The sequence below is a fragment of the Micromonospora sp. NPDC005291 genome (assembly GCF_040607415.1).
Lineage (GTDB): Bacteria > Actinomycetota > Actinomycetes > Mycobacteriales > Micromonosporaceae > Micromonospora.
Map to the genome: position 1 here is coordinate 116986 of NZ_JBEXGR010000002.1, position 25552 is coordinate 142537.

The 25552-nt window shown below is 70.3% G+C and carries 20 protein-coding genes and 1 pseudogene; 10 read left to right on the top strand and 11 right to left on the bottom strand.

Annotated elements, in window-relative coordinates; translation table 11 throughout:
- Window positions 1-106 precede the first annotated feature (106 nt).
- Genes rhaS through ABZT18_RS02835 form a run of 4 tightly spaced genes read right to left on the bottom strand, consistent with a single transcriptional unit; the run spans window position 107 to window position 4856 of the window.
- Window positions 107-1192, bottom strand: coding sequence for a rhamnose ABC transporter substrate-binding protein (gene rhaS, locus ABZT18_RS02820; protein ID WP_354992063.1), 1086 nt, complete (start codon window positions 1190-1192; stop codon window positions 107-109).
- A 37-nt stretch (window positions 1193-1229) separates the two neighbouring features.
- On the bottom strand, window positions 1230-2285 hold the full coding sequence (locus ABZT18_RS02825; protein WP_354992064.1) for an ABC transporter permease: 1056 nt from the start codon (window positions 2283-2285) through the stop codon (window positions 1230-1232).
- Window positions 2275-3336 (bottom strand): ABC transporter permease, encoded by a 1062-nt coding sequence (locus tag ABZT18_RS02830; RefSeq protein WP_354992065.1) that lies wholly within the window; start codon window positions 3334-3336, stop codon window positions 2275-2277. The genes ABZT18_RS02825 and ABZT18_RS02830 overlap by 11 nt, the downstream gene beginning before the upstream one ends.
- Entirely contained in the window at window positions 3333-4856 is a 1524-nt protein-coding gene (locus ABZT18_RS02835; protein ID WP_354992066.1) for a sugar ABC transporter ATP-binding protein, read from the bottom strand. The genes ABZT18_RS02830 and ABZT18_RS02835 overlap by 4 nt, the downstream gene beginning before the upstream one ends.
- A 319-nt stretch (window positions 4857-5175) precedes the next feature.
- On the opposite strand from ABZT18_RS02835, the gene ABZT18_RS02840 reads away from it, so the two are divergent.
- Entirely contained in the window at window positions 5176-6207 is a 1032-nt protein-coding gene (locus ABZT18_RS02840) for a LacI family DNA-binding transcriptional regulator (RefSeq protein WP_354992067.1), read from the top strand.
- Between the two features lie 109 nt (window positions 6208-6316).
- On the opposite strand, the gene ABZT18_RS02845 is transcribed toward ABZT18_RS02840, so the two are convergent.
- The gene (locus ABZT18_RS02845; protein WP_355250354.1) at window positions 6317-10969 is read right to left on the bottom strand and encodes a family 78 glycoside hydrolase catalytic domain; all 4653 of its coding nucleotides are present in this window, start codon (window positions 10967-10969) and stop codon (window positions 6317-6319) included.
- Window positions 10970-11265: 296 nt separating this feature from the next.
- Between ABZT18_RS02845 and ABZT18_RS02850 the strand changes: the two genes are divergently transcribed.
- Both ABZT18_RS02850 and ABZT18_RS02855 read left to right on the top strand, forming a co-directional pair.
- Window positions 11266-12366 (top strand): glycoside hydrolase family protein, encoded by a 1101-nt coding sequence (locus ABZT18_RS02850; protein WP_355250357.1) that lies wholly within the window; start codon window positions 11266-11268, stop codon window positions 12364-12366.
- A 190-nt stretch (window positions 12367-12556) separates the two neighbouring features.
- Window positions 12557-13474, top strand: coding sequence for an NAD(P)-binding domain-containing protein (locus ABZT18_RS02855; protein WP_355250360.1), 918 nt, complete (start codon window positions 12557-12559; stop codon window positions 13472-13474).
- On the opposite strand, the gene ABZT18_RS02860 is transcribed toward ABZT18_RS02855, so the two are convergent.
- Window positions 13439-14338, bottom strand: coding sequence for an NAD(P)-dependent oxidoreductase (locus ABZT18_RS02860; protein WP_355250363.1), 900 nt, complete (start codon window positions 14336-14338; stop codon window positions 13439-13441). The genes ABZT18_RS02855 and ABZT18_RS02860 overlap by 36 nt on opposite strands.
- 154 nt (window positions 14339-14492) lie before the next feature.
- Between ABZT18_RS02860 and ABZT18_RS02865 the strand changes: the two genes are divergently transcribed.
- Complete coding sequence (locus ABZT18_RS02865) at window positions 14493-14912, top strand: PPOX class F420-dependent oxidoreductase (protein ID WP_354992072.1); 420 nt, start codon at window positions 14493-14495, stop codon at window positions 14910-14912.
- 48 nt (window positions 14913-14960) lie between these two features.
- Here ABZT18_RS02865 and ABZT18_RS02870 read toward each other — a convergent pair whose 3' ends face one another.
- Window positions 14961-15845, bottom strand: a complete 885-nt coding sequence (locus ABZT18_RS02870; protein WP_354992073.1) for a bile acid:sodium symporter family protein — start codon at window positions 15843-15845, stop codon at window positions 14961-14963.
- 145 nt (window positions 15846-15990) lie between these two features.
- On the opposite strand from ABZT18_RS02870, the gene ABZT18_RS02875 reads away from it, so the two are divergent.
- The gene (locus ABZT18_RS02875) at window positions 15991-17331 is read left to right on the top strand and encodes a glycoside hydrolase family 18 protein (RefSeq protein WP_354992074.1); all 1341 of its coding nucleotides are present in this window, start codon (window positions 15991-15993) and stop codon (window positions 17329-17331) included.
- Window positions 17332-17391: 60 nt separating this feature from the next.
- Here the strand turns inward: ABZT18_RS02875 and ABZT18_RS02880 are convergent, their stop codons facing one another.
- Window positions 17392-17760, bottom strand: a complete 369-nt coding sequence (locus ABZT18_RS02880) for a hypothetical protein (protein ID WP_354992505.1) — start codon at window positions 17758-17760, stop codon at window positions 17392-17394.
- Window positions 17761-17932: 172 nt separating this feature from the next.
- Between ABZT18_RS02880 and ABZT18_RS02885 the strand changes: the two genes are divergently transcribed.
- Window positions 17933-20743 (top strand): M14 family zinc carboxypeptidase, encoded by a 2811-nt coding sequence (locus tag ABZT18_RS02885; protein ID WP_354992075.1) that lies wholly within the window; start codon window positions 17933-17935, stop codon window positions 20741-20743.
- A gap of 70 nt (window positions 20744-20813) precedes the next feature.
- On the opposite strand, the gene ABZT18_RS02890 is transcribed toward ABZT18_RS02885, so the two are convergent.
- Window positions 20814-21005 (bottom strand): DUF397 domain-containing protein, encoded by a 192-nt coding sequence (locus ABZT18_RS02890; protein WP_354992076.1) that lies wholly within the window; start codon window positions 21003-21005, stop codon window positions 20814-20816.
- On the bottom strand, window positions 20996-21796 hold the full coding sequence (locus ABZT18_RS02895) for a helix-turn-helix transcriptional regulator (RefSeq protein ID WP_354992077.1): 801 nt from the start codon (window positions 21794-21796) through the stop codon (window positions 20996-20998). Before ABZT18_RS02895 ends, ABZT18_RS02890 begins: the two co-directional genes overlap by 10 nt.
- Window positions 21797-22034: 238 nt before the next feature.
- Here ABZT18_RS02895 and ABZT18_RS02900 point away from each other — a divergent pair, with 238 nt between their 5' ends.
- The 4 genes and pseudogenes from ABZT18_RS02900 (at window position 22035) to ABZT18_RS02915 (ending at window position 23528) form a co-directional block, all read left to right on the top strand.
- Complete coding sequence (locus ABZT18_RS02900; protein WP_354992078.1) at window positions 22035-22337, top strand: hypothetical protein; 303 nt, start codon at window positions 22035-22037, stop codon at window positions 22335-22337.
- Window positions 22337-22585 carry a flavin reductase gene (locus ABZT18_RS02905; protein WP_354992079.1) on the top strand — a complete coding sequence of 83 codons (249 nt, stop codon included), beginning with the start codon at window positions 22337-22339 and terminating at the stop codon, window positions 22583-22585. Before ABZT18_RS02900 ends, ABZT18_RS02905 begins: the two co-directional genes overlap by 1 nt.
- A gap of 150 nt (window positions 22586-22735) precedes the next feature.
- Window positions 22736-22834: pseudogene (locus ABZT18_RS02910) on the top strand (helix-turn-helix domain-containing protein); the annotation flags it as partial.
- A gap of 97 nt (window positions 22835-22931) precedes the next feature.
- The gene (locus tag ABZT18_RS02915; RefSeq protein ID WP_354992080.1) at window positions 22932-23528 is read left to right on the top strand and encodes an IS630 family transposase; all 597 of its coding nucleotides are present in this window, start codon (window positions 22932-22934) and stop codon (window positions 23526-23528) included.
- A 145-nt stretch (window positions 23529-23673) separates the two neighbouring features.
- Here ABZT18_RS02915 and ABZT18_RS02920 read toward each other — a convergent pair whose 3' ends face one another.
- Window positions 23674-25245: a carboxypeptidase-like regulatory domain-containing protein gene (locus tag ABZT18_RS02920; RefSeq protein WP_355250366.1), complete on the bottom strand. Its 1572-nt coding sequence runs from the start codon at window positions 25243-25245 to the stop codon at window positions 23674-23676.
- Between the last annotated feature and the right edge of the window lie 307 nt (window positions 25246-25552).

The following is a 25552-nucleotide window of genomic DNA, read 5'->3' on the forward strand; positions in this document are numbered from 1 at the left end:
GCGGCGAGCTGCGCCTCAAGGTTGAAGACCTCGTCCAACGGCCGCATGGTGCGGTCGGCTCCCCCGGTCGGTGCACGACGTGCGCCGGCACCGACCGGGAGGGCGATCAGAACTGGAACTGGTCGATGTTGTTCTTGTCGAACACGGTGGGTGGGCCGAGGACGACCACCCCGTCCTTCGCGACGGTGAACTCGCCGAGCTTGCCGGCCTTGAACTTGTCGCCCTCGGCGCCGGTGATCTGACCGGAGGCCAGAGCGGCACCGGCGTACGCGGCGAGGTAGCCGAGGTCGGCCGGGCTCCACAGGGCGAACCCGTCGACGGTGCCGTCCTTGACGTACTGGCGCATCTGGTTCGGGGTGCCCAGGCCGGTCAGCTTGACCTTGCCCTTGTACTGGGAACCACTGAGGTACCGGGCGGCGGCGGCGACGCCGACCGTGGTGGGCGAGATGATGCCCTTGAGGTTCGGGTACGACTGCAGCAGACCCTGGGTTTCCTGGAAGGACTTCTGGTCGTCGTCGTTGCCGTACGCCACGGTGACCAGCTTGATCTTGCTGTACTCGGGCTTCGCCAGCTCGGTCTTCATCAACGCGATCCAGGCGTTCTGGTTGGTCGCGTTGGCGGTCGCGGAGAGGATCGCGATCTCCCCCTCGCCACCGATCTGCTGCGAGATGAGCTTGACCTGGTTTTCCGCGATGCCCTCGGCGGTCACCTGGTTGACGAAGATCTGGCGGCACTCGGGCTTGGTGTCCGAGTCGAAGGTGACGATCTTCGCGCCGGCCGCCTTCGCCTGGTTGAGCGCCCCGCAGATGGCATTGGGGTCGTTCGCCGAGGTGACGATGACGTCCATGCCCTGCTGGGACAGGGTGTTGATGTAGCTGACCTGGGACGAGGCGCTGGCCTCGGAGGGGCCGACCTCCTTGAACTCACCCTTGATCTCGGTGACCGCGTCCTTGCCGCCGTTGTCCGAGACCGTGAAGTACGGGTTGTTGAGCTGCTTCGGCAGAAAGGCGATCTTGAGCCCTTCCTTGAGGGTGGCGTTGGGATTGGCAGCGCCGCTCGCCTGGTTGTCGGCGCCGGTGTCGTTGCCGGTGTTGTCCCGGGTGGTGCCGCCACAGGCCGTGGCGCTGAGCAGCAGTGCGGCGAGGGTGAGGCTGGTGGCACCGACACGGAGCCCTCTGCGGTACGCGGACATCGTCATCCTTCCGGGGGTGGGTGGTACGCGGGGGAGGTCACGGCACGACAGGGTGCCGCTGTCGTCGACGCTGCAGCCGGGCGCGGACGTCCGCGACGGCGTTGGGCAGTACGACGGATGCGATGAGCAGGGTGCCGGTGACGATCGTCAGCGCGTTGGCGTCGACGTCGGCGAGCTGCAGCGCGTTGCGCAGGACGCCGAGGAGCAGGACGGCGGCCAGCACGCCGAGCAGACCACCCCGACCGCCGAAGATCGACACACCACCGAGCAGTACGGCGGTCACCACGGTCAACTCCAGGCCGGTGGCGTTGTCGCCCCGGGCGCTGGCGTAGCGCAGGGTCCAGAAGATGCCGACCAGCCCACAGACGGCACCCGAGACCACGAACAGCCAGAACTTCGTCCGGGCCACCGAGACACCGGTGAACGTGGCGGCCTGGTCGTTGTTGCCCATGGCGTAGAGCGCGCGACCGGCCGGGGTGGCGTGCAGCACGACCGCGAAGACCACCGCGAGCAGCAGCAGAGGCACCACCACGACCGGAACGGACGTGCCGGGGATGTTGCGCACCACGGCCGCCGTCCAGTCGGCCGGGAAGTCCGCGACGGCCTGGTCGCCGAGCACGACGAAGGACAGCCCCCGGTAGAGGGCCAGAGTGCCGATGGTGACCGCCAGCGACGGCAGGCCGAAGCCGGTCACGAAGAGGCCGTTCACCGCGCCGAGCACCGCGCCGAGCAGCACCACGGCGACGCAGATCAGCTCCAGGGACAGCCCGCTGGAGAGCCAGAGCTGGCCCATCAGGGTGCTACTCAGGCCCACCATGCTGGCCACCGAGAGGTCGATCTCGCCGGTGATCACGATCAGGGTCATCGGCAGCGCGATGAGCGCCAGCGGCACCAGATCGAGCAGCAGGAACTGGGCGTTGCGACCGGTGGCGAAGTTATCCACGGTCAGACCGGCGACCAGCACGGCCACCACGAGAGCGGCGACGATCACCGCGTCCCAGGAGCCGAGCAGCCCGCGCAGGCTGGCGAGGCGGCCCGCGCCGGGCTCGGCCTCGGCGGTGGGCGGTGCCGCGTACAGGCTGTCATGCGCCATGGGCGCTTCTCCCTCGGAGCCGGGCCGCCACCCGCAGGGCCAGGAGCCGGTCCAGCCCGATGGCGGCAAGGATGAGTGCGCCGACCACGGCCTGCTGCCAGAACGGGTCGATACGCAGGACTGCGAGCGAGCTGCCGATCGTGGTCAGCAGCACGGCGCCGAGCGCCGCGCCGTAGGCGCTCCCGCTGCCACCGAAGATCGCCACCCCGCCGACCACGGCCGCTGCGACGACCTGGAGCTCCAGACCTGTGCCGGCCGCTGCGTCCAGGGTCCCGAACCGGGCCGCGTACAGCACGCCGGCGAGGCCTGCGAGCGCGCCGTTGGCGACGAACACGGCGAACACCCGCCGGCCCACCGGGATGCCGGAGAGCCGGGCGGCGGCCGGTTCGGAGCCGATCGCGTAGAGCTCCCGGCCACTGCGGTAGGACCGCAGGTAGAAGCCGATGGCGGCGACGACGACCAGGGCGACGAGGAACAGCACGGGTACGCCGAGCACCGTCTGGTTGCCCAGCCGCAGAAACGACGGGGGCATGTCGGCGGCGTTGATCTGGCGCCCGGACGCCCAGTAGTAGTCGACGCCGCGGAAGGCGTAGAGGGTGCCGAGGGTGATGACCAGGGCGGGCACCCGTGCCACCGCGATCAGGCCACCGTTGACGACCCCGCACAGCGCGCCCAGCGCGACACCCAGGACGAGCGCCACCGGCCACGGGGTGCCGGGCGCGGAGACGAACAGCGTGCCGGTGGCGAAGGCGACCAGGCCCAGGATCGAGCCGACGGACAGGTCGACGTTGCGGGTGACGATGACCAGGGTCTGGCCGACCGCCAGGATCACCAGGATCGCGCAGCCCAGCAGCAGGTCCTTGACGCTCTGACCGCTGAGGAACCGGTCGTTGCGCAGGGTGGTGACCAGGACCAGCAGGCCGAGCGCGATCAGCAGGCTCAGCTCGCGTACGGCCAGCAGCCGCTCGGTGAGGCCACGGCGCTGCCGGCCGGGGCCGGTCGGGGCGTTCCCGGCGGCCCGCTCGGGCGCGTCGGCGTCGGTGAGGCTCATACGGTCGCTCCTTGACCGGTGGCGGCGAACATGATGGAGGTCTCGTCCGCCTCGGCCCGGGACAGCTCACGGACCAGGCGCCCCTCGTGCATGACGAGAACCCGGTCGGCCATGCCGAGCACCTCGGGCAGCTCGCTGCTGATCATGAGGATGGCCAGGCCCTCGCCGGCCAGCTCGGAGAGCAGGCGGTGCACCTCGGACTTGGTGCCGACGTCGATGCCACGGGTGGGTTCGTCAATGATCAGGATCCGTGGTTCGGTGGCCAGCCACTTGGCGAGCACGACCTTCTGCTGATTGCCGCCGGAGAGGGTCGCCACGGGCGCTCCGAGCCGGGCGGCCTTCACCTGCAGCCGCCGCGTCCAACGGTGGGCCTCGGTGCGCTCGGCGCCGCCGAACAGGAGGCCGAGCCGGCTCAGGGCCCGGCGGCGGGCCAGGGTGGCGTTGCGCTCGACCGACAACTCCATGACGAGGCCCTGCTGTCGACGGTCCTCGGGGACCAGCGCCAGGCCGGCGGCGATCGCCCGGCCCGGGTTGCCCGCCCGGACGGGTCGGCCGGCCACCAGCACCTCGCCCGCGTCGTATCGGTCCACTCCGAAGATGGCGCGGGCGACCTCGCTGCGCCCGGCGCCGACCAGCCCGGCGAGGGCGACGATCTCGCCACCCCGTACGGAGAACGACACGTCGGCGAACACACCGGTGCGGGTGAGCCCACGGACCTCGAGCAGGGTGTCCCGCAGCTCGGCGTCCTGCTTGGGAAAGAGTGAGGAGACGTCCCGACCGACCATGCGTCGCACCACCTCGTCGACGGTGAGGTCGGTGGCGTGATCGCTGGAGACCCAGGCGCCGTCGCGCAGCACGGTGATGCGGTGGCTCAGGTCGAACACCTCGTCGAATCGGTGCGAGATGAACAGCACCGCCGCACCGCGCTCGCAGAGCGACCGGGTGACCGCGAACAGCCGCTCGACCTCCACACCGGACAGCGCGGCGGTGGGTTCGTCCATGACCAGGACCCGGGCGTCGAAGGAGATCGCCTTGGCGATCTCGACGAGCTGCTGATCGGCGATGGAGAGCCCGCGCGCGGGGCGGGTCGGATCGATCCGGACGCCCAGCCGCTGGAAGAGCCGCTCGGCATCGCGGTTCATCGCCGCGGTGTCGATGCGGCGCAGACCGCGCAGCGGTTGCCGGCCCATGAAGATGTTCTCCGCCACCGACAGGTCCGGGAAGAGCGTCGGCTCCTGGTAGATGACGGCGATGCCGGCGGCCCGCGCGTCGCCGGGGCCGCGAAGGCGCAGCGGCTGCGCGTCGAGGGTCATCTCGCCCGAATCCGGCGCGTGCGCGCCGGCCAGTATCTTCACCAGGGTGGACTTGCCGGCCCCGTTCTCGCCGACCAGGGCGTGCACCTCACCGGAGTGCAGCGCCAGGTGCACCCCGCGCAGCGCGGCGACGGCCCCGAAGGACTTCGTCACGCCGTCGAGGACCAGCAGCGGAGCGCGGTCCGTGCCTGGTGCTTCGGCGGTCATCCGACCCTCCTGAATCGTTTCATGCGTCGTCCATGGACCGTAGGGGCCGGCCTTCGAGAGCGTCAAGAGTTTCGCCGCTATTTCTTCCCTGTTGCCGGTCCGGGCTTTCGACCACTCCGCGCTGGCCCGCCCGCCGACGTTTCGACGCGCGGCACTTCCAGCCGGATGGATGAAACGTTTTAGCCGCTATAGACTGCCGAGGCGACCTGGTCGTGCCGACCCACGCCCTGCGTGACCGGCCTTCCGGGAGATCACCGCGACCGCGCCGCCCGGCGCCGGGCGCGGGGCCGCGACCACCGCACAAGGCATTGAGGGAGCCATGGCAACGGCGAACATCAAGGAGGTTGCCCGGCACGCCGGCGTCTCCCTCGGCACGGTGAGTAACGTGCTCAACCGACCCGACACGGTCGCCCCCGCCACCCGCCAGCGGGTGCTCGACGCCATCACCAGCCTCGGCTACGTCCGCAACGACTCCGCACGTCAACTGCGTGCCGGGCACAGCCGCACCGTCGCCATCGTCGTCCTGGACGTGGCCAACCCGTTCTTCACCGACGTGGTCCGTGGCGCCGAACAGGTGGTCGAGGAAGCTGGCGCCATGCTCGTCGTCTGCAACAGCGGCGAGGACAGCGCCCGTGAACGCCGCCACCTGGAGCTGCTGGAGGAGCAACGGGTCCGCGGCGTGCTCATCACCCCGGTCGGACACGGCCCGCAGCCCACCCTGGACAAGCTCATCGACCGGGGCATCCCGGTGGTGCTGGTCGACCGGGGCGCCGGCCGGGCGAGCCGCTGCTCGGTGGCGGTCGACGACGTCCTCGGGGGCCGACTCGCCATGGACCACCTGCTGGACCAGGGCCACCATCGCATCGCCTACCTCGGCGGGCCGCTCTCCATCGCCCAGGTCGCCGACCGACACGCCGGGGCCGCCGCCGCGCTGGAGGAACGCGGCAGCACCGCCGAGCTCCGGGTGGCGGTGACCGGCAGCCTGACCGTCGCCGCCGGCCGGCGCGCCGCCGAGGAACTGCTGGCGCTGCCGGCCCGGCAGCGCCCCACCGCGGTCTTCTGCGCCAACGACCTGATCGCGCTCGGCGTGCTGCAGGAGTTGACCGCGCGTGGCCTACGGGTGCCCGCCGACGTCGCCATCGTCGGCTACGACGACATCGAGTTCGCCGACGCGGCGGCGGTGCCACTGTCGTCGGTGCGCCAACCCCGCGACCAGCTCGGCCGCACCGCGGCGCAACTGCTGCTCGAGGAGGCCGAGGCCGGTGACACGCACCGGCACCGGCATGTGGTGTTCCAGCCGGAGCTCGTCGTGCGCCGCTCCAGCGACCAGCCCCGGCGCGCCCGGCGCTGACCGACGGCCGCGCCTCGCTGACCGACGGCCGCCCCCTCGCTGACCGACGGCCGCCCCTCGTGCACGCAGGAGCCGGGCGGGAGACCCGCCCGGCTCCTGGGTCAGAACGTCAGGCTGACGGAACGGCCGTGGCCCAGACGTCGGCGATCGACGGGTCGTAGCCGTCGCCGGTGTCCTGGAACCGCACCCGCACCACGCCGTCGCGGGTCGCCTCCGGCAGGTCGACGACGAACTGGTAGCTGACCGTGCCAGCACCGCCCGCCGTGCGTCGCCATGAGCGGGCGTGTGCCACCACCCCGTCCACGACCACCTCGTAGTCCTTCAGCTGCGCCCCGTCGTACGTCTCCCGGGCCCGCAGCACGAACGGCTCCCCCGGCTTGACGGCGAGATCGAACTCGAACCATCCGCCCGGACGGGTCGTGTCGGTGTACCGGCGGGTCAGCCCGGCCTCGGTGCTGGTGGCCGAGTAGGTCGAGGCGGCGAGGCGGTGTGCCTGCTCGGAGGCCGCGTCACCGAGATCGACGTGGTCGGACGCACCCGGCGGCGGGTTGTCGAGCCGCACCGGGAGCGCGAGTGTGCGCCGTTGCACCGCCGTGTCGCCAGTGGCCACCGTGATCTCCGTTGGCCCCTCCGTCGCCGACACCGGCGCGGTGAGGACGGTCGACACGGTGGTCTCCGCGCCGGGGGCGAGGTCGTAACCGGTGGTGGCCGGTGCCGCCCGCCAGCCGTCCGGCGCGGTGACGGTGAGCTGCCCCGCAACCCGTACGCCGGCCCGGTTGCGCAACACCGTGCCGACCGTCGTCGCCGTACCCGGCGTGACGTCGGCCGGGGCCGAGGCCACCGAGACGATCTCCACCGCCGGAATGACGTCGACCGTTCCCGCGACGGGCACAGTGGCGGTGCCGCCCCGGTGGCGGTAGCTGACGGAGCCCTCGACGGAGGCGCTCACCGGTGCCTGGCCGGCGGGAATCCGCAGGTCGTAGCGATGGCTCACGGTGCCGCCCGGCGCGACAGTGGTGGTCTGCCTGCCGACCGGGGTCACCGTCCAGCCGTCCGGTGCCCGCAGGCCCGAGGTGACCCCGGTGAGCGGGTCACGCCCACCGTTGGCCACCGTGACGGTGGCACGGACGACGTCACCGGGCAGCCGCTCCCCCACTGGCAGGTCGAGCTTGGCCACCGCGCCGACCAGGGTCGACGACGCCGCGGAGAGCCGCTGGTCGACCCGGGTGAGCAGCACGGTGAACCGGTCGGCGTGGGCCTGCGTGATGCGGCCCGCGGCGACCTGGGTCCGCAGCCAGCGGGTCGTGTCGGCCGCGGTCGCCAGCGCCCGGTGCACGTCCCCGGCGGCGGAACGGGAGTTGCCCGCCAGGTACGCCGTGCGCGCCGCCGTCGTCTCGGCACCCAGTCGACCGAACCGGCCCCGCAGGTACTCGGCCGTCGACCGACCCAACTCACCGGCGAGCTCATTGGTGAGCGTCACCAACTCCCGGGCCGTGTCGCCGGCGTCGCCCAGGTCGCCGAGCACCCGATCGATGGCGAAGGAGTAGGTGCCGGATCCGATCTCGTAGACGGCGACCGTGCCGTCCATCCGCACGAACCGCACCCCGTCGGCCTGCTCCGCCGGCCGGCCGCCCTCGGTGACCGCGTTCCGGCCGGGCGCCGGGAGGCGTACGGTCGCCGTGGTGTTCGCCGGCAGGGTGAGGCTCAGCCGCATGTCCCCGCGCGCGTCGAGTTTCCAGTCGCTGCCGATCGTGCCGTAGGCCGAGCGGTACGACGCCTTTGCGGAGGTGAGGTCGCCACCCGGTTGGGGGGCGAACGTGAGGTGCGAGTACCCGGGGTTGCCGGCGTCGGGCTGGATGCCGGCGACGGTCCGGTACATCCAGTCGCCCACCGCGCCGTACGCGTAGTGGTTGAACGAGTTCATCCCCACGTCGCCGAAGCTGCCGTCGGGTTTGATCGAGTCCCAGCGCTCCCAGATCGTCGTCGCGCCCTTGGCGATCTCGTAACCCCACGACGGATAGGTGTCGTTGAGCAGCAGCCGGTACGCGACGTCCAGGTGTCCGGTGGCGCTCAGCGCCGGCAGCAGGTCCGGGGTGCCGAGGAAGCCGGTGGAGAGGTGCCAGTCGTGCCGTTGCACGTTGGCGACGAGCCGGTCGGCGGCCTTGGCCCGCAGCGGGTCGGGCAGCAGGCCCATGCCGATGGCCAGCACGTACCCGGTCTGGCTGTCGCCCTGCACCGTGCCGTCGGCGGCGACGTACGCGCCGACGAACGCCTGCGCGATGTCCTTGGCCAGCGCCGTGTAGCGGGCCGCGTCCGCGTCCTTGCCGAGGGCCCCGGCCATCTCCGCGAGCAGCCGGATGCTGTAGGCGTAGTAGGCGGTGCCCACGACGCCGGCGGGCGTCGGGTCGTCGAGGTTGAGCCAGTCGAGGTACGGGCCGGCGTTGGTACGCCGGTTGCCCGAGCTGGTGCTCTCCAGCCAGGACGCGTACTTCACCATCGACGCGTAGTGCTCCTCGACCACCCGGGTGTCGCCGTAGCGCTGCCAGAGCGCGTGCGGCACGGTGATGCCGGCGTCGGCCCAGCCGGTCGCGCCGTCCCCGCAGCAGGCACGGGGTGCCACGTCGGGGTAGGCGCCGTTGGCCGCCTGCGCGTCCCGCAGGTCCTGCAGCCACTTGGTGAGGAACGTCAGGCTGTCCATGTTGAACGTCGCGGTGTTGGCGAAGACGTTGATGTCACCGGTCCAGCCGAGCCGCTCGTCCCGGGCCGGAGTGTCGGTCGGGATCGACAGGAAGTTGCCGCGCTGCCCCCAGGTGATGTTGCTGTGCAGCTTGTTCACCATGGCGTTGGAGGTCTCGAACTCGCTGGTGAGCTCCCCGTCGGTGTGCATGACCAGGCCGGTCACCGACGACAGGTCGGGCTTGCCGGGAAGACCCGTCAGCTCGACGTAGCGGAAGCCGTGGAAGGTGAACGTGGGTTGGTAGACCTCGTCCCCGCCGCCGCGAAGCGTGTACAGGTCGGTGGCCCGGGCGCTGCGCAGGTTGGCGGTGTAGGCGGTGCCGTCGGGGTTGAGCACCTCGGCGTGCCGGATCCGGACCGTCGTGCCGGCCGGGCCGTTGACCTTGAGCCTTACCTTGCCCACCATGTTCTGGCCGAGGTCGAAGATCCAGGTGCCGGGTGTGGGCTCGGTCAGAGCCCGTGCCGGTAACTCCTGCGTGACCCGCACCGGCGGGTCGACCTGGGCGACGATCCGGTCGGTGGCGTCGACGTCGTCGACGGTGGCGGCCGACCAGCCACTGTCGTCGAACCCGGCCGTGTCCCAGCCGGTTGGCAGACGCCGCGCGTCGTAGGTCTCGCCGTGGATCAGGTCGCTCTGCAGGAACGGCCCGGCCGTGGCGCGCCACGAGCCATCGGTGCCGATCGTCTCGCTGCGTCCGTCGGTGTAGTCGATCTGCAGCTGCGCGCTCAGGTGCGGCCGGGAGCCGTAGATGTCGCTGCCGAACCAGGCGATGCTGCCGGAGTACCAGCCGTCGCCGAGCATCGCGCCGAGGGCGTTGTCGCCCGAGCGGAGCTGGCTGGTCACGTCGTACGCCTGGTACTGCACACGCTTGGCGTAGTCGGTCCAGCCGGGCGCCAGCTCGTGGTCGCCGACCCGCTGGCCGTTGAGCGACAACTGGTAGACACCGAGGGCGGTGGCGTAGACGCGGGCGCGGGCGACCGTACCGTTGACCCGGAAACCTCGGCGCAGCAGCGGGTTCGCGTCCAGTGCGGCGAGCATGGCCTCGGTGTCGCCGGTGACCCGCAGGCCGTCCGCGGTGGCCGTGCCCGCCCCGAACGGATTCTTGCCGTCGGTGAGCGGGGCCGCGTAGAGGGTGTCGCCGCCGCCGCTGGTCACCGAGAAGTCGGAGAACACGCCGGTCTCCACGCCGTTGGTGCGCAGGCCGACCGAGCCAGCCCGGTGCGCGCTGCTCTGGGTGACGTCGACCTGGGTTCCGTCGACCCAGGTGGTGAAGGTGTCACCGGCCGCGGTGATGCGCAGGGTGTGTGGCGCGGTCAGCTTGTCGGCCGGTACGACCCCACCCAGCGGCACCTCCTTGAGCAGGGTCCAGGCGCCGTTGACCCGGACGTGCGGGCGCAGCTTGGCGCTGCCGCCGGTGATGGAGAACTGCCACATGTACGCGTTCGACGCGCCACGGGCGCGTAGGTAGATCCCGGCGGCGTCGCGTTCCAGCCGGAGCGTCGTCTGCACCGTGTAATCAGTCCAGGACTCGGTGGGCGACGGCATCCCGATCCAGTCGGCCCCCCAGCCGGCACCACCCTGGACACCGGTCTCCCACGACGCGGGGGCGCTCCACTCGGAGGCGCGGCCGGCGGTGTCCCAGACCCGAACCTGCCAGACATAGGGGGTACGGGGTCGCAACTGCGGTCCGGCGTACGGGACGAGAGTGCTGTCCCGCGAGCGAACCCGGCCGCTGTCCCAGACGTCGGCGTCGTTCAGCCGGGCCGCGCTCGTCGCGACCCGCACCTGGTAGGACTCCTGGATCACGCTGCGGACGGCGCCCTCGATGCGCCAGCCGAGGCGGGGCTTCGCCACGTCCAGCCCGATCGGATTGGTGGCCCGTTCCGTGGTCAGACCGGTCGCCGTGAGCGGTGGGGCGGCGGCCGGGGCGGCGGCGGCCGGTCCTGGCACCACCATCGGCGTCACGCCGAGCAGCAGCACAAGAAGCGCGGAAAGTGCGGCGCGGCGCCGCGATGTGCGCATCATTCCTGGTCCTCATCCTTTGGTTGGTGGTGGCTGGGCCAGTGGGTAGCCGTGGACGGGCCGTCAGCGACGCTCCCGCTAATGAATCGTTTCAGGCAGGCTACGCGCTCGTTGTGGTCAAGTGAAGACGTTCACTGTGTTCGGATCCGAACAGGCGCGGGTGGCGATCAACGCCGCTCCCGGCGGTGGAAACTGTTATCCCGGTGCGGCGGGCCGGTCTCCTGATGAGAGGCGCCGGTGGCGATCAACCACCACCTCTCCGCTGAGTAGCGGTGCGACCACGTGAAGGAGTGGAAACGATGCGCGGAACCGGTCCCGGCCGAGCCGACACCGGAACGGTCACCCGAGGCGCCCACCCGGACCGCCGAGGTGGGCTGCGAAGTCGCATCCCCATCGGCGCGAAGCGTCTGTTGTGGCCGCTCGCTGTGGCCGCCGTGGTCGTCGTACTGGTGACCGGGGTGGTCGTGGCGGTCCAACCGACCGGGCCGGTGCCCGCCCCCGTGGCGACGCAGGCGGTCGACGCGCTTGCGCCCACGAACCCGGCGCCGAGCCCACCGACCGCGACCCCGCCCGCCGCCACGGCGAGTCCGGCGGGGGCGACACCGACGCCGACGCCAGCGGCGAAGCCGACGACCGGGCGTCCGGTCGCCCCGGCGGCCGCGATGACCTCGAAGCGCAAGGGCGTCGGGGTGTGGACCTTCGACGGCGTCAGCCAGGCACTGGCCAACTCCGGGGCGAGTTGGTACTACACCTGGGACGTGGCCCATCAGGGCGTCGCCAGCCCGAAGGGCGCCGAGTTTGTCCCGATGATCTGGGGTGCGAAGAGCGTCACCGCCAGCAATCTGCAACAGGCCAAGAAGAACGGCCGACAGCTGCTCGGGTTCAACGAACCGGACATGGGTGGTCAGGCCAACATGACCGTGGAGCAGGCCCTGGAGTTGTGGCCGCAACTGGAAGCCACCGGCCTTCCGCTGGGCAGCCCGGCGGTGGCCTGGGGCGGTGACCGGACGGGCGAGTGGCTCGACCGCTTCATGACCGGCGCGAAGCAGCGCGGTTACCGCGTCGACTTCATGGCCCTGCACTGGTACGGCGGCGACTTCACCACCGCCAACGCGGTCAACCAGCTCAGGTCGTACCTCCAGGCCGTGCACGACCGCTACAGGCTGCCGATCTGGCTCACCGAGTTCGCCCTGATCGACTTCTCCAACGGCGTTGCATTCCCGACCCAGGCACAGCAGGCCGCGTTCCTCACCGCGGCGACCCGAATGCTGGGCGGCCTGTCCTGGCTGCATCGGTACGCCTGGTTCGGCCTGCCCGCCACCGACAAGGACCAGACCGGGCTCTTCCGTACCGGCAGCACGGCGACCGCCGTCGGCCGCGCCTACCAGGCCGCCCGCTGACGCTTCCAGTGCGGCCCCAATCCCAGAGGGATCGTCGCCATGGTGCGCTCGCCTGACCAAAAGGTAAGTACCTGAGGAAATAGTAGGTACTTGATGCGTCACGCTCGGCGGACCGAGGATGGGACCGGGCCGCCGAACGATCTGCGAACGGTGCGGCGCCATCCATCCCGTCTCGCTGAGGAGCACCTCCATGTCCGAATACGTCCGTCCCCCGGTCACCGTTCTGGGACTCGGACCGATGGGCCAGGCGTTGGCCGGCGCGATGCTGGCCGCCGGGCATCGCACCACCGTCTGGAACCGGACCTCCGCCCGGGCCGACCCGCTCATCGCCCGCGGTGCGCGGCGAGCAACCACCGTGGACGAGGCGGTCCGGGCCAGCGCTCTGACGCTCGTCTGCGTCATCGACTCCGCGGCAGTCCACGAGATCGTCGAACCGGCCGTTGCCGCGCTGAAGGGCCGTACCCTGGTGAACCTCTCCGCCGACACGCCGCGTCGCGCCCGGGAGATGAGCGAGTGGGCGGGCTCGCACGGCGTGCACCACCTCGACGGCGCGATCATGACCCCGGCCCCCACCATCGGCGGGCCGGACGCGTTGGTGCTCTACAGCGGCCCGGAGCACGTCTGGCAGACCCACCGGGCGACGCTGGCCAGCATCGGCGGTGCCGCCGACTGGCTCGGACCGGAGCCCGACCGCGCCGCCGCTCACGACATCGCGCTGCTCGACGTCTTCTGGACCGCGATGAGCGGCGTCGCCCACGCCTTCGCCCTGGCCCGTGCGGAGCGGATCAGCCCGACCGCGCTCGCCCCGTACGCCAGAGCGATCGGGGGCCTGCTACCGGAACTCATCGACGACATGGCCCGTCGCCTGGCCGCCGACGATCACGCCGCCGACGTCTCCGCCATCGCCTCCGCCGCCGCCAGCATGGCCCACATCATCGACGCCGCAGACGAGCACGGAATCGACGCCGGCATGGTCCGGGCGGCCCGCACGGCCGCCGTACGGGCGATCAGCACCGGGCACGGCGACGACGACTTCTCGCGAATGACCGAGATGTACGCGCAGGTCCACCCGTCAGCGGCCGGTGGTGTCCACGTGGTCTCGCCATGAGTGCCGCGGCTCGTAGCCCAGCACTCGCCGCGCCTTGTCGATGCTGAGCAGCGTCTCGTGCTCGCCGAGCTCCCCGCGGACCTCGACACCCGGGTAGACCTCGGCCATCAGACTGGCACTGGACCTGGTCATGACGGTGTCGGCGTTGGCGATGATGAAGACATCAGCGCCGGGCTGGTCGTGAGCGAGTGCCCGCTCGACCGCCTGGGCCCCGTCGCGTGCGTCGATGTAACCCCACAGGTTCCACCGGCGCAGCGCCGGGTCATCGTCGAACGAGGGGAAGGGCGCGTAGTCCTCGACGTCCATGACGTTGGAGAAACGCAGACCCACCATGACCAGCTCCGGGTCCCAGCGGCAGAAGTGCCGCGCCATCTCCTCCTCAAGGGCCTTGTTCAGCGAGTACGTCGACTCCGGTCGCGGCGCGTACTCCTCGTCGACCGGCGCGTACGGCGGCGGTGTGTCGAACGGCAGCCCGAGCACCGTCTCGCTCGACGCCCACACCACCCGCTTGATCCCGGCCGCCCTGGCCGCCGCGAAGACGTTGTACGTCGCGGCGGAGTTGTTCGCGAACGTGGTCGCGTTCGACATCAGCCCGGGTGCCGGCACCGCCGCCAGGTGCACGATCGCGTCGACGCCGCCCGCGTGCTCGTCGGCGCCCCCGGTGAACGCCTCCACCACCTGCCCGTAGTCGGTCAGGTCGACGAGGAGGAACTCGCCGTCCACGTCGCGGGGGTCGCGGCCTCCCGCACGGTCGACCGCCAGCACGTCGACGCCCACGGCCCGCAGGTGCGCGACCACGGCGCGACCGAGCTTGCCGGTGGCACCGGTGACGACAACGCGCGCGGGCAGGGCAGGGTTGCTCATGACGACATCTTCGCCGGGCGTAGCCGGAGCGCCGCAGTCGGGTGTGGCCCGGCTCGGTGCCAAGCCACACGCGCCATGATCCCGATCCGAGGGCGATCGGGTCGGCGGGTGCGTAACGTGCAGGGATAACGCTGACGCGACGAGGAGAGACTTCATGTCCAAGCCACCGCTGCCCGAGGCCGCCATCGCCATGCTCCAGAAGCCGAACCCGGCCGTCATGACCACGCTTCAGGCGGGTGGTCAGCCGGTGTCCGCCGCTACCTGGTACCTGTGGGAGGACGGCCGGATCCTGGTGAACATGGACGAGAGTCGCCGCCGGCTGGAACACGTTCGGAACGACCCCCGGGTGTCCCTCACCGTGCTCGACGACGCCGGCTGGTACACCCACGTCAGCATCATCGGGCACGTCGCCGAACTGCGCGCCGACGAGGGCCTCGCGGACATCGACCGGCTGTCCCAGCACTACACCGGGAATGCGTACCCACGGCGGGAACGCGCTCGGGTCAGCGCCTTGATCGAGATCGATCGCTGGCACGGCTGGGGTTCGCTCAAGGACAACAGCCAGGTCGGCTGAGAGGCTGGCCCGGTCCACCGGGGGGCGACCGGGCCAGCACCGGGCCCGTCAGGGCGTCAGGGTGGCGGCGGACCTGGTGCCGACGCGGGTCACCAGGTAGCCGAAGGCCGCCGCGGTGAAGAACATGACGATGCCGTAGACGGCCCCCGGGATCGCCACCTGGGTGCTGTTGAGCAGCGCCGGGCTCAGCGCGATCGTGATCGCCAGGGTGCTGTTGTGGATGCCGATCTCGAACCCGGCCGCCGTCGCGGCGCTCCGGTCGACCCCGGCCAGTCGCGGCACCCCGTACCCGATCGCGAGGCTCAGCAGGTTGAACGCGAGCACGGCCAGGCCGACCGAGACGAAGTAGTCGGCGATGTTCTCCCGCTCACCGAGCACGGCGCCGGCGATCACCGCCACGAGCACGATGACCGAGAGAATCCGGACCGGGCGGTTCAGGCGCTCGGCGACGTGCGGCACCCGGGCGCGGATCAGCATGCCGATCGCGACCGGGACGAGCACGATGGCGAAGACCTGCAACACCTTGTCGAACTGGAGGCCGAGGCTCCTCCCGTCGGGCAGGAAGTACGCGGCCGACAGGTTGACCAGGATCGGCAGGGTGAACACGGCGAGCACCGAGTTGATGGCGGTGAGGGTGATGTTCAGGGCCACGTGCCCGCCGAACAGGTGGCTGAAGAGGTTGGCCGTCGTGCCGCCCGGGGAGGCGGCCAGCAGCATCATGCCGACGGCCAGCTCGGGCGCCAGGTCGAACGCGAGGACGAGGCAGAAGCAGAGCGCCGGCAGGACCAGCACCTGACACACCAGCGCGATGACGGCAGCTCTTGGGTGCTGGGCCACCCGGCGGAAGTCCGCGATGGTCAGTCCGAGACCCAGACCGAGCATGATGATGCCGAGGGCGATGGGCAGGCCGATCAGAGTCAAGGCTGAGTCCATGGCACAACATCGTTACCACCGGGTAACGCCCTCACAATCCCCCATGTGGCTGGCGGCCCTTGACCGCAGACGGTGATCGGCTTAACTTCATCAATCAGATAAGTCTCTTTACTAATTCTGTCTGATGCCTCGTGGGAGTGTGCCGATGCGACCATTCCGCCACCGCCGTCTCACCGCCGTCGTCGCCCTGGCGACCCTGCTGATCACCGCTGCCCCACCGACCGCCGCGAGCGCGAGTCCCAAGACCGACCGGACCGGCTACCACCGGGTCGGCTACTTCACCCAGTGGGGCATCTACGGCCGGGCCTTCCCGGTCAAGAAGCTCGACACCTCCGGGGCGGCGAGCCGCCTCACCCACGTCAACTACGCCTTCGGCAACGTGAGCGAGGACGGGCGCTGCTATGTCGACGGTGGGCCGGGTGAGGGCGACGCCTGGGCCGACTACCAGCGGCCCGTCCCCGCGGAGGAGAGCGTCGACGGCGTCGCAGACGCCCCGGGTCAGGCGCTCAACGGCAACTTCGGCCAGCTCGCCAAGCTGAAGGCCAAGCACCCCAAACTGAAGGTGCTGATCTCGCTGGGCGGCTGGAGCTGGTCGACGTACTTCTCGAACGCGGCCCGCACCGACGCCTCCCGCAAGGCGTTCGTCACGTCCTGCATCGACCTCTACCTCAAGGGCAACCTGCCGGGCGGGGACGGCGCCGCAGGCGGCCCGGGTTCGGCCGCCGGTGTCTTCGACGGCATCGACCTCGACTGGGAGTGGCCGAACTGGGAAGGTGAGCCCGGCAACGTCATCCGCCCGGAGGACCGGGAGAACTTCACCAAGCTGCTCGCCGAGTTCCGCCGGCAACTTGACGCGTACGGGCGCACGACCCGCGCGCACCACCCCCTGACCGCCTTCCTGCCGGCCAACCCGGCAACCATGGACGCCGGGTACGAGGGCCGCAAGATCTTCAAGTACCTGGACTTCGCCACCGTGCAGGGGTACGACTTCCACGGCAGCTGGGACCCGGTGACCAACCAGCAGTCGGCGCTGCGCGTACCGGCGGGTGCTCCCGACAACCCGGACTTCTCCGCCGAGGTGGCCATCGACGGCTGGATCGCTCGCGGGGCGCCGCGCGACAAGCTGGTCCTCGGCATCCCGTACTACGGCCGGGGCTGGACCGGCGTCACCGGGGGCGGCAACGGCCTGTTCAAGCCCGCCACCGGGCCCGCGCCGGCCACCTTCGAGGCCGGGTACGAGGACTACAAGCAGCTCAAGACCCTCGCCAACAACGGCTACACCGTGCACCGCGACCTCCGCAGCGGGCACGCCTGGTTGTTCGACGGTACGACGTTCTGGACCTACGACGATCCGGCGGTCGTGCTGCAGAAGACGCTCTACATCCGTCGGGCCGGCCTGGCCGGAGCCATGATCTGGTCGCTCGACGGTGACGACGACAACGCCACGCTGACCAAGACCATCGGCCTCGGCCTGACGACCTGGTAGACGTACCCCAGCGGTTCTCTGGCCCGTCGCCGACCGATTCCTCGGCCGGCGGCGGGCCGCCTACGTCTCCTCGGGGGTCACCGCGCGCACCGCGGCCTCAATGAGCGCGGTCACCTCGTCCATGTCACGAGCTCGGCGGACGTCCAGCTCGGCGGACCATCCGTCCGGATCGGTGAGTGTCACCGTCAGATCGTCGCGGCGGTGGGTCAACCAGCCGGCGATCGCCTGGACCAACACCATGACGTCGCCAGCGTCGTCAACCGCCACCCCCAGCAGGTCCGTGCCGTCCGCCGATATCTCATCAGGCGGCGTCGTGGTCACTCTTTCGCGAAGCCGGTCCTCGGACCGCAACCAGGACGCGAGCGAACGCCGAGCATCGGCGGAGGGAAGATCCGGATGGACCGAAAGCGTGATCGTCTCCTGAGACACGGGCAACGTCTCCTCCTTCCGGGCGAGGACAACCCCACATCGTCATCCTGCCAGCCGGCGTCGCCCCGGGCATCCTGCAAAGTCACCTGAGTCGATCAGACCTTGACCGCTGCATCGACGGTTCATAGGCTCCGGCCACTGCGAGGCTTTTCCCGAGAAGGGAACCCGAGACATGGATCCATCGTCGCGTCCGTTCTGGACGGTCCCCCCGAAGCGGCTGGCGAGTGCCGCCACGATCGCACTCCTGCTCAGCATGGTCCCCCTGCTCAGCGGCACATCAGCCGCGAGCGCCGCCCGGCCCTCCCCCTGCCGCAACGACCCGACCGCCCGGTTGAGCACCGTGCCCACCCCGGAGGCCGTGCTCGGCTTCCCGCTCGGCGCGGGGCAGGAACGGGTCGTCACGAATGACGAGGTCCGGACGTACCTCGGGGCCGTGGACGGCGCCTCCGACCGGGTTGTCACCGGCGTGATGGCCACCAGTGTGCTCGGCCAGCCCCTGCCGTACGCGGTGGTGTCCAACGAGGGCAACATGCGCCCGGCGGCCCTGCGCAAGATCGCCGACGACGTCCGGGACCTGCGCGACCCGCGCCGAACCAGCGCGCGGACGGCCGACCGGACGGCGAAGGACAGCCCGGCCATCGTCTGGGTCACCGCGAACGTGCACGGCGGCGAGAAGAGCGGCACCGACGCGGCGCTCAAGACGCTGTACGAGCTGGCGGCGGGCCTGTCCTGCGCGGTCGCGCAACGCAACGACAATCTCGTCACCATCATCGTTCCCACCCAGAACCCGGACGGCCGCGACGCGACCCGGCGGCAGAACGAGTTCGGCTTCGACATGAACCGGGACTGGTTCGCCCGCACGCAGCAGGAGACCGACGGCAAGCTCGAACTGCTGCGCCGCTACCCGCCGCAGGTCTTCATCGACGCCCACGAGATGGGTGGCCGCCAGTACTTCTTCCCGCCCAACGCCGACCCGATCCACCACGAGATCGCCGGTGAGGCGGTGGACTGGATCAACCGGATCGGCGAGGCCAACAAGGCCGGGTTCGGCTACAACGGCGCCTGCGACGACACCGTCACCACCGAGTGCTACTTCAACTACGACACGTACGACATGTTCTTCATGGGCTACGGCGACACGGTGCCGACCACCGGCTTCGGTGCCGCCGGCATGACGTACGAGAAGGGCAGCGCGTCGGCGGTGGCCGACCGCGTCCAGCAGCAGTTCAACACCCAGTGGTCGACGCTCGGCTGGGCCGCCGCGAACAAGCGCGAGGTGCTGAACGGCTACTTCGACATCTGGACCGACGCGCTCGCCCAGGGCAGGGCGGGCACGCTGGAGCCCAACGAGGTGGTCCAGCCCACCAACGAGGTTCAGTTCCCGGTGCCCGACATCAAGATCCGCTCGTACTTCCTGCTGCCCGACCGGCAGCTCGCCGACGTCCGCCAGCTCGTCGAGCGGCTGCGCCGGATGGACGTCGAGGTGTACGAGGTCCAGAAGCCGACCCGGGTGCCCACCGCGCGGGTCTTCGGCGGGCGGACGGCCACCAACCTGACCGTGCCCAAGGGCGCGTACTGGATCCCGATGGACCAACCGCAGAAGCACTGGATCCAGGCCATCATGGGCGAGGACCCGTACACCCCGTTCCCCTACTTCTACGACGTCTCGTCCTGGAGCAACCCGCTGCTGATGGGCGTCTCCACCATCTACACCGGTGACAACGTACGGCCGAAGGCCCAGCTGGTCCGGAAGATCACCGGCGGTCGGACGGCGCCGGCGTGGCCGTGGGGCTCCTACACGTACCCGCTGGACTCGGAGGCGGCCGCTGAGCTCACGTTCACCCTGCTCGGCCGCGGCGTCCCGCTCGTACGCGACCTGAAGACCAGCAGGGTCGCCCTCCCGGCGACCAAGCTCAGCCGTACCGTCGACGAGCTGGCCGAATCACTCGGAGTGACCCTCACCCCGGGCGGGCGACCCACCGGAACCCGCCTCGACCTGCCCGACGTCGGGCTGTTCCAGGGCACCGGCATCTCCACCACGTCGGGCTCCCATGGCGAGGCCCGGTACGTGCTCGGCAAGCGGTGGGGCCTCGACCTCACGCCGGTCACCACGGCCGACATCAACGACAACACCGAGGCGTTCACCGGACGTACGGTGCTGCTGGTGCCCGACGGCAGCAGCGCGACCGGCGGTCTGACCGCCGCCGGACAGGCCAACCTGCGCGACTGGATCGCCCAGGGCCACACCTACGTCGGGCTGCGCAACGAGGGCACCCGGGTGGCCCGCGCCGCCGGGCTCACCTCCACCACCGAGAAGGCCAAACCGGCCGACTACCTGGTGATCGGCTCCCACCTGCGGGTGGACGTCGACCACGACAGCCCGGTGGCGCTGGGCCGTCCCGCCGAGGACTTCGAGTTCAACAACAACGACCCGATCCTCAACCCGAGCACCACCGGGACGAACGTGCTCAGCTACCCGACGGGTGACACCTTCTGGGCCAACGGCTACATCGTCGGCGACGACACACTGAAGGGGACGGCTGCCCTGGTCGACGAGCCGACCGGCGCCGGTCGGGCGGTGCTGTTCGCGTTCAATCCGCTCTTCCGGGCGTACAACGAGAATGGTCTGCACCTGGTGGCCAACGCGCTGCTCTACCCGGCGGGCGCGACCACCGCGCCGGACGCCCGGCGCTCGCCCGGGGCCGACGCGGCACGCGCCAGCGCCGCCGCCGCGCCGGTGACGCCGGACCTGGGCGGCGGGTGGCGGCCGACCACCATCGAGGTGGCGGCGACGGACCTGGCGCGCACGCAGGCAATCGTCGAACGCTTCACCACCGACGCCCAGACGTCCGCGAAGGGCAGCTCGGCGTACGTCGTGATCCCGAACCCGGAGGGACTCCAGGCCGACGAGCACCCGTTCCTGGCTGACCTGGTACGCGCGCTGCGCGACGCGCGAGTGCCGCTGCGGTCGGTGGTGGGCTGACCGACCCCGCACAGCGAAGCGCCCGTCCCTTCGACTGAGGGACGGGCGCTTCCGTGCGTTCTGGGGTTGGCTACGACCGCCGAGCGACCTCGGTGACGAACGCCCGCCAGGCGACCGGCCCGAAGACCAACGCTGGCCCTTCGGGGTCCTTGGAGTCCCGCACACCGACGATGCCGGGCAGGTTGTCCGCAACCTCGACGCAGTTGCCACCACCAGAGCCGCTGCGGGTCGACTTACGCCACGTAGCGCCGATCAGGTCCATGACGTCACCACTTCCCTCATCAGGTCGATCGACTGACGGCGGGGTAGCGCCTCGCTGCGAACCATCTCCCACCTTGACATGAGGGTATCCACATCGTCGTCGCGGTCGATGACAACCCCGCCGAGCTGATTTTCCATCTCCGCCACCCACTTGTGGTCGGGCAGGCGAGCCAGGCTGAACGGCCCGGTCAGGCCGACGTGCATGCTGACCTCGTCCGGCAGCACGTGAACGCTGATGTTCGGCCGCTCAGCGAGGGTGGTCAACTGCTTTACCTGCCCCGCCATGATGTCGCGGAAGTCCGCGCCAGCGCGGCGGAGCACCGCCTCGGCGATCACGGCGACGAACTGCGGGGCATTCGCCTTCGTGAGGATCGCCTGCCGGTCGAGCCGGTTTGCCAGCCGCTTGTCGACCTCGTCATCGCTCAACATGTCGTTGCAGCGGATGACGGCTCGGCCGTAGCTCTCCGTTTGAAGCAGACCCGGAACGAGGCTCGGCTGAAAGCACCGGAGCTGGGTCGCGGTGCGCTCCGCGTCGAGCCACGGCAGGAACCAGGACGGGGTGCCGAGCTTTCCCACCATGCGCTCGAACAGCCCGGCGTTGTTGAGGGCGCGGTCGGCGCCTTTGATGAAGTCCATCGTCAGCGCTCGCGTCTCGCCCTCCACGGCGCTGACGTGGGATGCGCTGAAGCCGGCGCCCCGACCGAACGCATCCTGCGTCATTCCGGCGGCCCCTCGGGCCCGGCGAATCTCGGCCACGATGAACGCGGCGAGCGGGTGCGGCAAATCGGCCATTCAATGCTCCCCAACCCGGAAGATCGACTACTCACGCCACTGCCCGGCGTGGAACGTTTCGCCAGCTCAGCCCGAACCGGCGAACCACCTTCCGAGCGTAGTGCCCTTCACAGCAGAGTGTCACCAGCGGCGCGGCCGGTGGAGGACCCGAGACCCGGCGGACGCGTTCGTACCGGGGCCGCCCCTCTGGGCGAGCACTCACGGGGCGGCCCCTCCCAACGTGAGCCGGGGGAAGACCATGCCCACAGACCAGCCAACGCAGGTGCGGTCCGGTGATCTGCTGCGCCTGACCCGTACCGCGAGCCCGCAATTCGCTCAACCCATCACCGTCCGGGTGATCCGCGCCCTCACCGACCGACACACGTACCACGGTTGGTTGTGGATCGACGCTTACCAACTCGGCCCGAACGGTGACGCCATCGCGCGCCGCGAGCTATATCTGATGCCGGCCGGCGCACGCTGGCTCACCTCGCTGCCCACCCCACCGGCTCGGCCCGCTGCCCGGCGTGCGGTGCGTCGGAACCCCGTGTGGATCGACTGATGGCCCGTCGCCCGTCCGACCACCGGCCGGCCCGTCCCACCTGGCGCTGCGGAACCTGTGGCGTCGCCTGGCCCTGCTCAGCCGCGAAACTTCGCCTCCTCGCCACCTACCGGCTCGACCGCGCGGCCCTGCTCGTCCACCTGACGACGCTTCAGGCCGAGGCTGCCAGCAACCTGGCCGCCCTGAACCCGACCGCCCCGCCGGCCGACCTGACCGAACGCTTCACTCGCTGGGCGTCCGCCCACTAGTGTCCTGCGCCGGAAGTTCGCCTGATAAGTGAGCAGGGTGGTGGGATGCCGAGAACCGGGCGTCCCACTGCGCCGCTGACGCTGACCGACGATGAGCGAGCGGCGTTGACGCGGTGGTCACGGCGGGCGAAGTCGTCCCAGGTCCTGGCGATGCGTTCGCGGATCGTCCTGGCTTGTGCTGACGGTGCGTCGAACATCGATGTCGCCAGGGATCTCGGTGTGCATGTGTCCACGGTGGGCAAGTGGCGACGGCGGTTTCTGAAGCTACGGCTGGATGGGCTGATGGACGAGCAGCGACCAGGGCGTCCACCCGTCGATCAGCCTCGACCAGGTCGAGGACGTGGTGGTGACGACGTTGGAGCGGACCCCGCGCAACGCCACCCACTGGTCACGCAAGTCCATGGCCGAGAAGTCGGGGTTGTCGAAGTCCACGATCGGAAGGATCTGGCGCGACTTTGGCCTCAAGCCACACCGGAGCGAGACCTTCAAACTGTCCACGGACCCGCTGTTCATCGAGGAGGTCGTCGACGTCGTCGGGCTCTACCACCATCCGCCCGAGCGGGCCGTCGTGCTCTGCGTCGACGAGAAGAGCCAGATCCAGGCCCTCGACAGGTCTCAGCCAGTCCTACCGATGATGCCCGGCATGCCCGAACGGCGCACCCACGACTACGCCCGCAACGGCATCACCAGCCTGTTCGCCGCGTTCAACATCGCCGACGGCAGTGTCATCGGCGAGTTGCATCGCCAGCACCGCGCCGTCGAGTTCAAGAAATTCCTGGCTGGCGAAACATCCCCGGTTCCACATGCACTTCACCCCGACCGGCTCATCCTGGATCAACCAGGTCGAACGCTGGTTCGGCCACCTCACCGAGCAGAGGATCCGCCGCGGCACCCACAAGAGCGTGCAGTCCCTCGAAGCAGACATCCGAGCGTGGATCGCTGACTGGAACAGCAACCCACGCCCGTTCATCTGGACCAAGACCGCCGAAGAGATCCTCGAATCACTCGCCCGCTTTTGTAGGCGAATTTCCGGCGCAGCACACTAGCTCACGGTTTGGTGCGCGGGCGGCGCCGGTGCCCGGCCCGGCTCAGCCCCGCCGGCCGGGAAAGTCGACGGTGAACGGCGAGGTGCCCACCCGGATGGCGGACGCGTCGACCTGCCTTACGTAGTCCGGGTAGCAGCGGTCGCGGTGCAGGCAGAACCGGACCCGCTGGCCAGGCAGGAGTCGGGCGTCGTACCGGCCGTCCTCGACGTTCTCGTCGACCGCGACGATGTCGCCGGTGTCGGCGTTGTAGACGTAGACGGGGTAGCTGTAGCCGTACACCGGAAGGCCATTGGCTTGGCCGGAGACGGCGGTGCCGGCGCTCATCCGCTCGTTCGCCACGGTGGTGCCGCCGGCGACGACCGTGATCCGGGTCGCCTTGACGCTGTTCGGCGCCCCACCGGACCACTGGGTGGCGTAGCCGCTGTTGGCGCCGCCGTTGCCCGGTGGGATGAACGCCAGCGACCACTCGTACGGGCCGAGCCCGCTGAAGGTGTACGAGCCGTTGCCGGAAACCTTCCAGGTGGTCTCGTACCAGAACGGGTCGTAGGTCGTCAGCGCGACGGTCACCGACACCGGCTGGCCGGTGACCGCGTCGGTGATCGACCCGGTGATCGACCCCGCCGGGTCCAGCAGGATGTCGGGCAGCGTGGTGATCCCGGGCCCTGGCTCGACCACCAGTGCCTTGGCCCGGTCGCCGGTGCCACCCTTCGGGCCGACCCACTGCGCGCCGTGCCCGTTGGCCGAGCCGCCGGCCCAGATGTTGTACCGGTCCGGGTAGAGGCTCCGGAACCGCACCACCCCGTTCTCGTCGGAGATCTCGTTGGCGTCATAGATGTCGGGGAACCGCTTGTCCACTGAGATGGCGATGATCCCCGCGTTGGGCACCGGCGCGCCGGTCGCCCGGTCCCGCAGCGTCACGCGCAGTTCGTTGCCGGGCGGCTGGACCGGCAGCGTCGCGTGGGTCACCCGCCCGGCGACCGCGGTCGCCTCGACCATCCCGCCCTCGTGTACGCCGTCGTTCGCGGTGCCGGTGAACCGGTAGTGGCCGGGCGGCACCTCCAGGTCGAGGTACCCGTTCGGGAAGGTTCCGGCGGGGTTGGTGCAGATGAAGCCGAGCTCCAGCGGGTCCTGCACACAGAAATTCCGCACCTCGGAGCCGGTGGCCGCGTCGGCCGCGACGAACCGGATCCGGCCGGCCGGGGGTAGCACGTCGTCGACGACGAGCCGGCCACGGGTCGGGACGGTAACAGCTCCCCAGGGGAACCCGAGCCGGCTCGGGTAGTAGCGGGGCCGGAACACGCCGGGCAGTTGGTTGGTGATCCGGTAGCGGCCGGCCGACACCCCGGACACCCGCCACCGGCCGGCCCGGTCGGTGGTGGTCGAGTAGGTTGGATGCTCGGCGCCGGATTCCGGCGCGAGAGTGACCCTGACCTGGCTGGCCGGTCGGCCGGCCCGTTCGGTCAGGGTGCCGCTGACGGTCGCGGCGGCGCTACCGGCCCGGACCGGCGCAACCGAACCAAGCACCGCGTCGACCCCGAGCAGCAACAGCGCGCTCAGCGCCGCTAACAGGAGAGTTCCGGTACGTCTGGTGGGACGTGCTACTCGACTGCCCATCATGGTGGCACCTCCGGAATCGGCGAAGCCCAGCTCGCTTCGTGCACATCAGGGCAGCCTAACCACGGTTCTCACCACTGCATGTCAAGTGACGAACACGGACAGTGTCGGTTTTCGAGGCACCTGCGGACCGCGGCGGACGGTCACGGCGCTGCCGGCCGCTCAGCTAGCGTGCCGCGCCGGAAATTCGCCTACAAAAGCGGCGAGTGATTCGAGGATCTCTTCTGCGGTCTTGGTCCAGATGAACGGTCGGGGGTTGCTGTTCCAGGAACGGACACTCGGCGCTGGCCCGCTGGCCCGCAGGCGG

Bases quoted from the DNA above. Each gene is read 5' to 3' on its own strand.
- rhaS (WP_354992063.1), bottom strand. From the start codon at position 1,192: ATGTCCGCGTACCGCAGAGGGCTCCGTGTCGGTGCCACCAGCCTCACC.
- ABZT18_RS02825 (WP_354992064.1), bottom strand. From the start codon at position 2,285: ATGGCGCATGACAGCCTGTACGCGGCACCGCCCACCGCCGAGGCCGAG.
- ABZT18_RS02830 (WP_354992065.1), bottom strand. From the start codon at position 3,336: ATGAGCCTCACCGACGCCGACGCGCCCGAGCGGGCCGCCGGGAACGCC.
- ABZT18_RS02835 (WP_354992066.1), bottom strand. From the start codon at position 4,856: ATGACCGCCGAAGCACCAGGCACGGACCGCGCTCCGCTGCTGGTCCTC.
- ABZT18_RS02840 (WP_354992067.1), top strand. From the start codon at position 5,176: ATGGCAACGGCGAACATCAAGGAGGTTGCCCGGCACGCCGGCGTCTCC.
- ABZT18_RS02845 (WP_355250354.1), bottom strand. From the start codon at position 10,969: ATGATGCGCACATCGCGGCGCCGCGCCGCACTTTCCGCGCTTCTTGTG.
- ABZT18_RS02850 (WP_355250357.1), top strand. From the start codon at position 11,266: ATGCGCGGAACCGGTCCCGGCCGAGCCGACACCGGAACGGTCACCCGA.
- ABZT18_RS02855 (WP_355250360.1), top strand. From the start codon at position 12,557: ATGTCCGAATACGTCCGTCCCCCGGTCACCGTTCTGGGACTCGGACCG.
- ABZT18_RS02860 (WP_355250363.1), bottom strand. From the start codon at position 14,338: ATGAGCAACCCTGCCCTGCCCGCGCGCGTTGTCGTCACCGGTGCCACC.
- ABZT18_RS02865 (WP_354992072.1), top strand. From the start codon at position 14,493: ATGTCCAAGCCACCGCTGCCCGAGGCCGCCATCGCCATGCTCCAGAAG.
- ABZT18_RS02870 (WP_354992073.1), bottom strand. From the start codon at position 15,845: ATGGACTCAGCCTTGACTCTGATCGGCCTGCCCATCGCCCTCGGCATC.
- ABZT18_RS02875 (WP_354992074.1), top strand. From the start codon at position 15,991: ATGCGACCATTCCGCCACCGCCGTCTCACCGCCGTCGTCGCCCTGGCG.
- ABZT18_RS02885 (WP_354992075.1), top strand. From the start codon at position 17,933: ATGGATCCATCGTCGCGTCCGTTCTGGACGGTCCCCCCGAAGCGGCTG.
- ABZT18_RS02890 (WP_354992076.1), bottom strand. From the start codon at position 21,005: ATGGACCTGATCGGCGCTACGTGGCGTAAGTCGACCCGCAGCGGCTCT.
- ABZT18_RS02895 (WP_354992077.1), bottom strand. From the start codon at position 21,796: ATGGCCGATTTGCCGCACCCGCTCGCCGCGTTCATCGTGGCCGAGATT.
- ABZT18_RS02900 (WP_354992078.1), top strand. From the start codon at position 22,035: ATGCCCACAGACCAGCCAACGCAGGTGCGGTCCGGTGATCTGCTGCGC.
- ABZT18_RS02905 (WP_354992079.1), top strand. From the start codon at position 22,337: ATGGCCCGTCGCCCGTCCGACCACCGGCCGGCCCGTCCCACCTGGCGC.
- ABZT18_RS02920 (WP_355250366.1), bottom strand. From the start codon at position 25,245: ATGGGCAGTCGAGTAGCACGTCCCACCAGACGTACCGGAACTCTCCTG.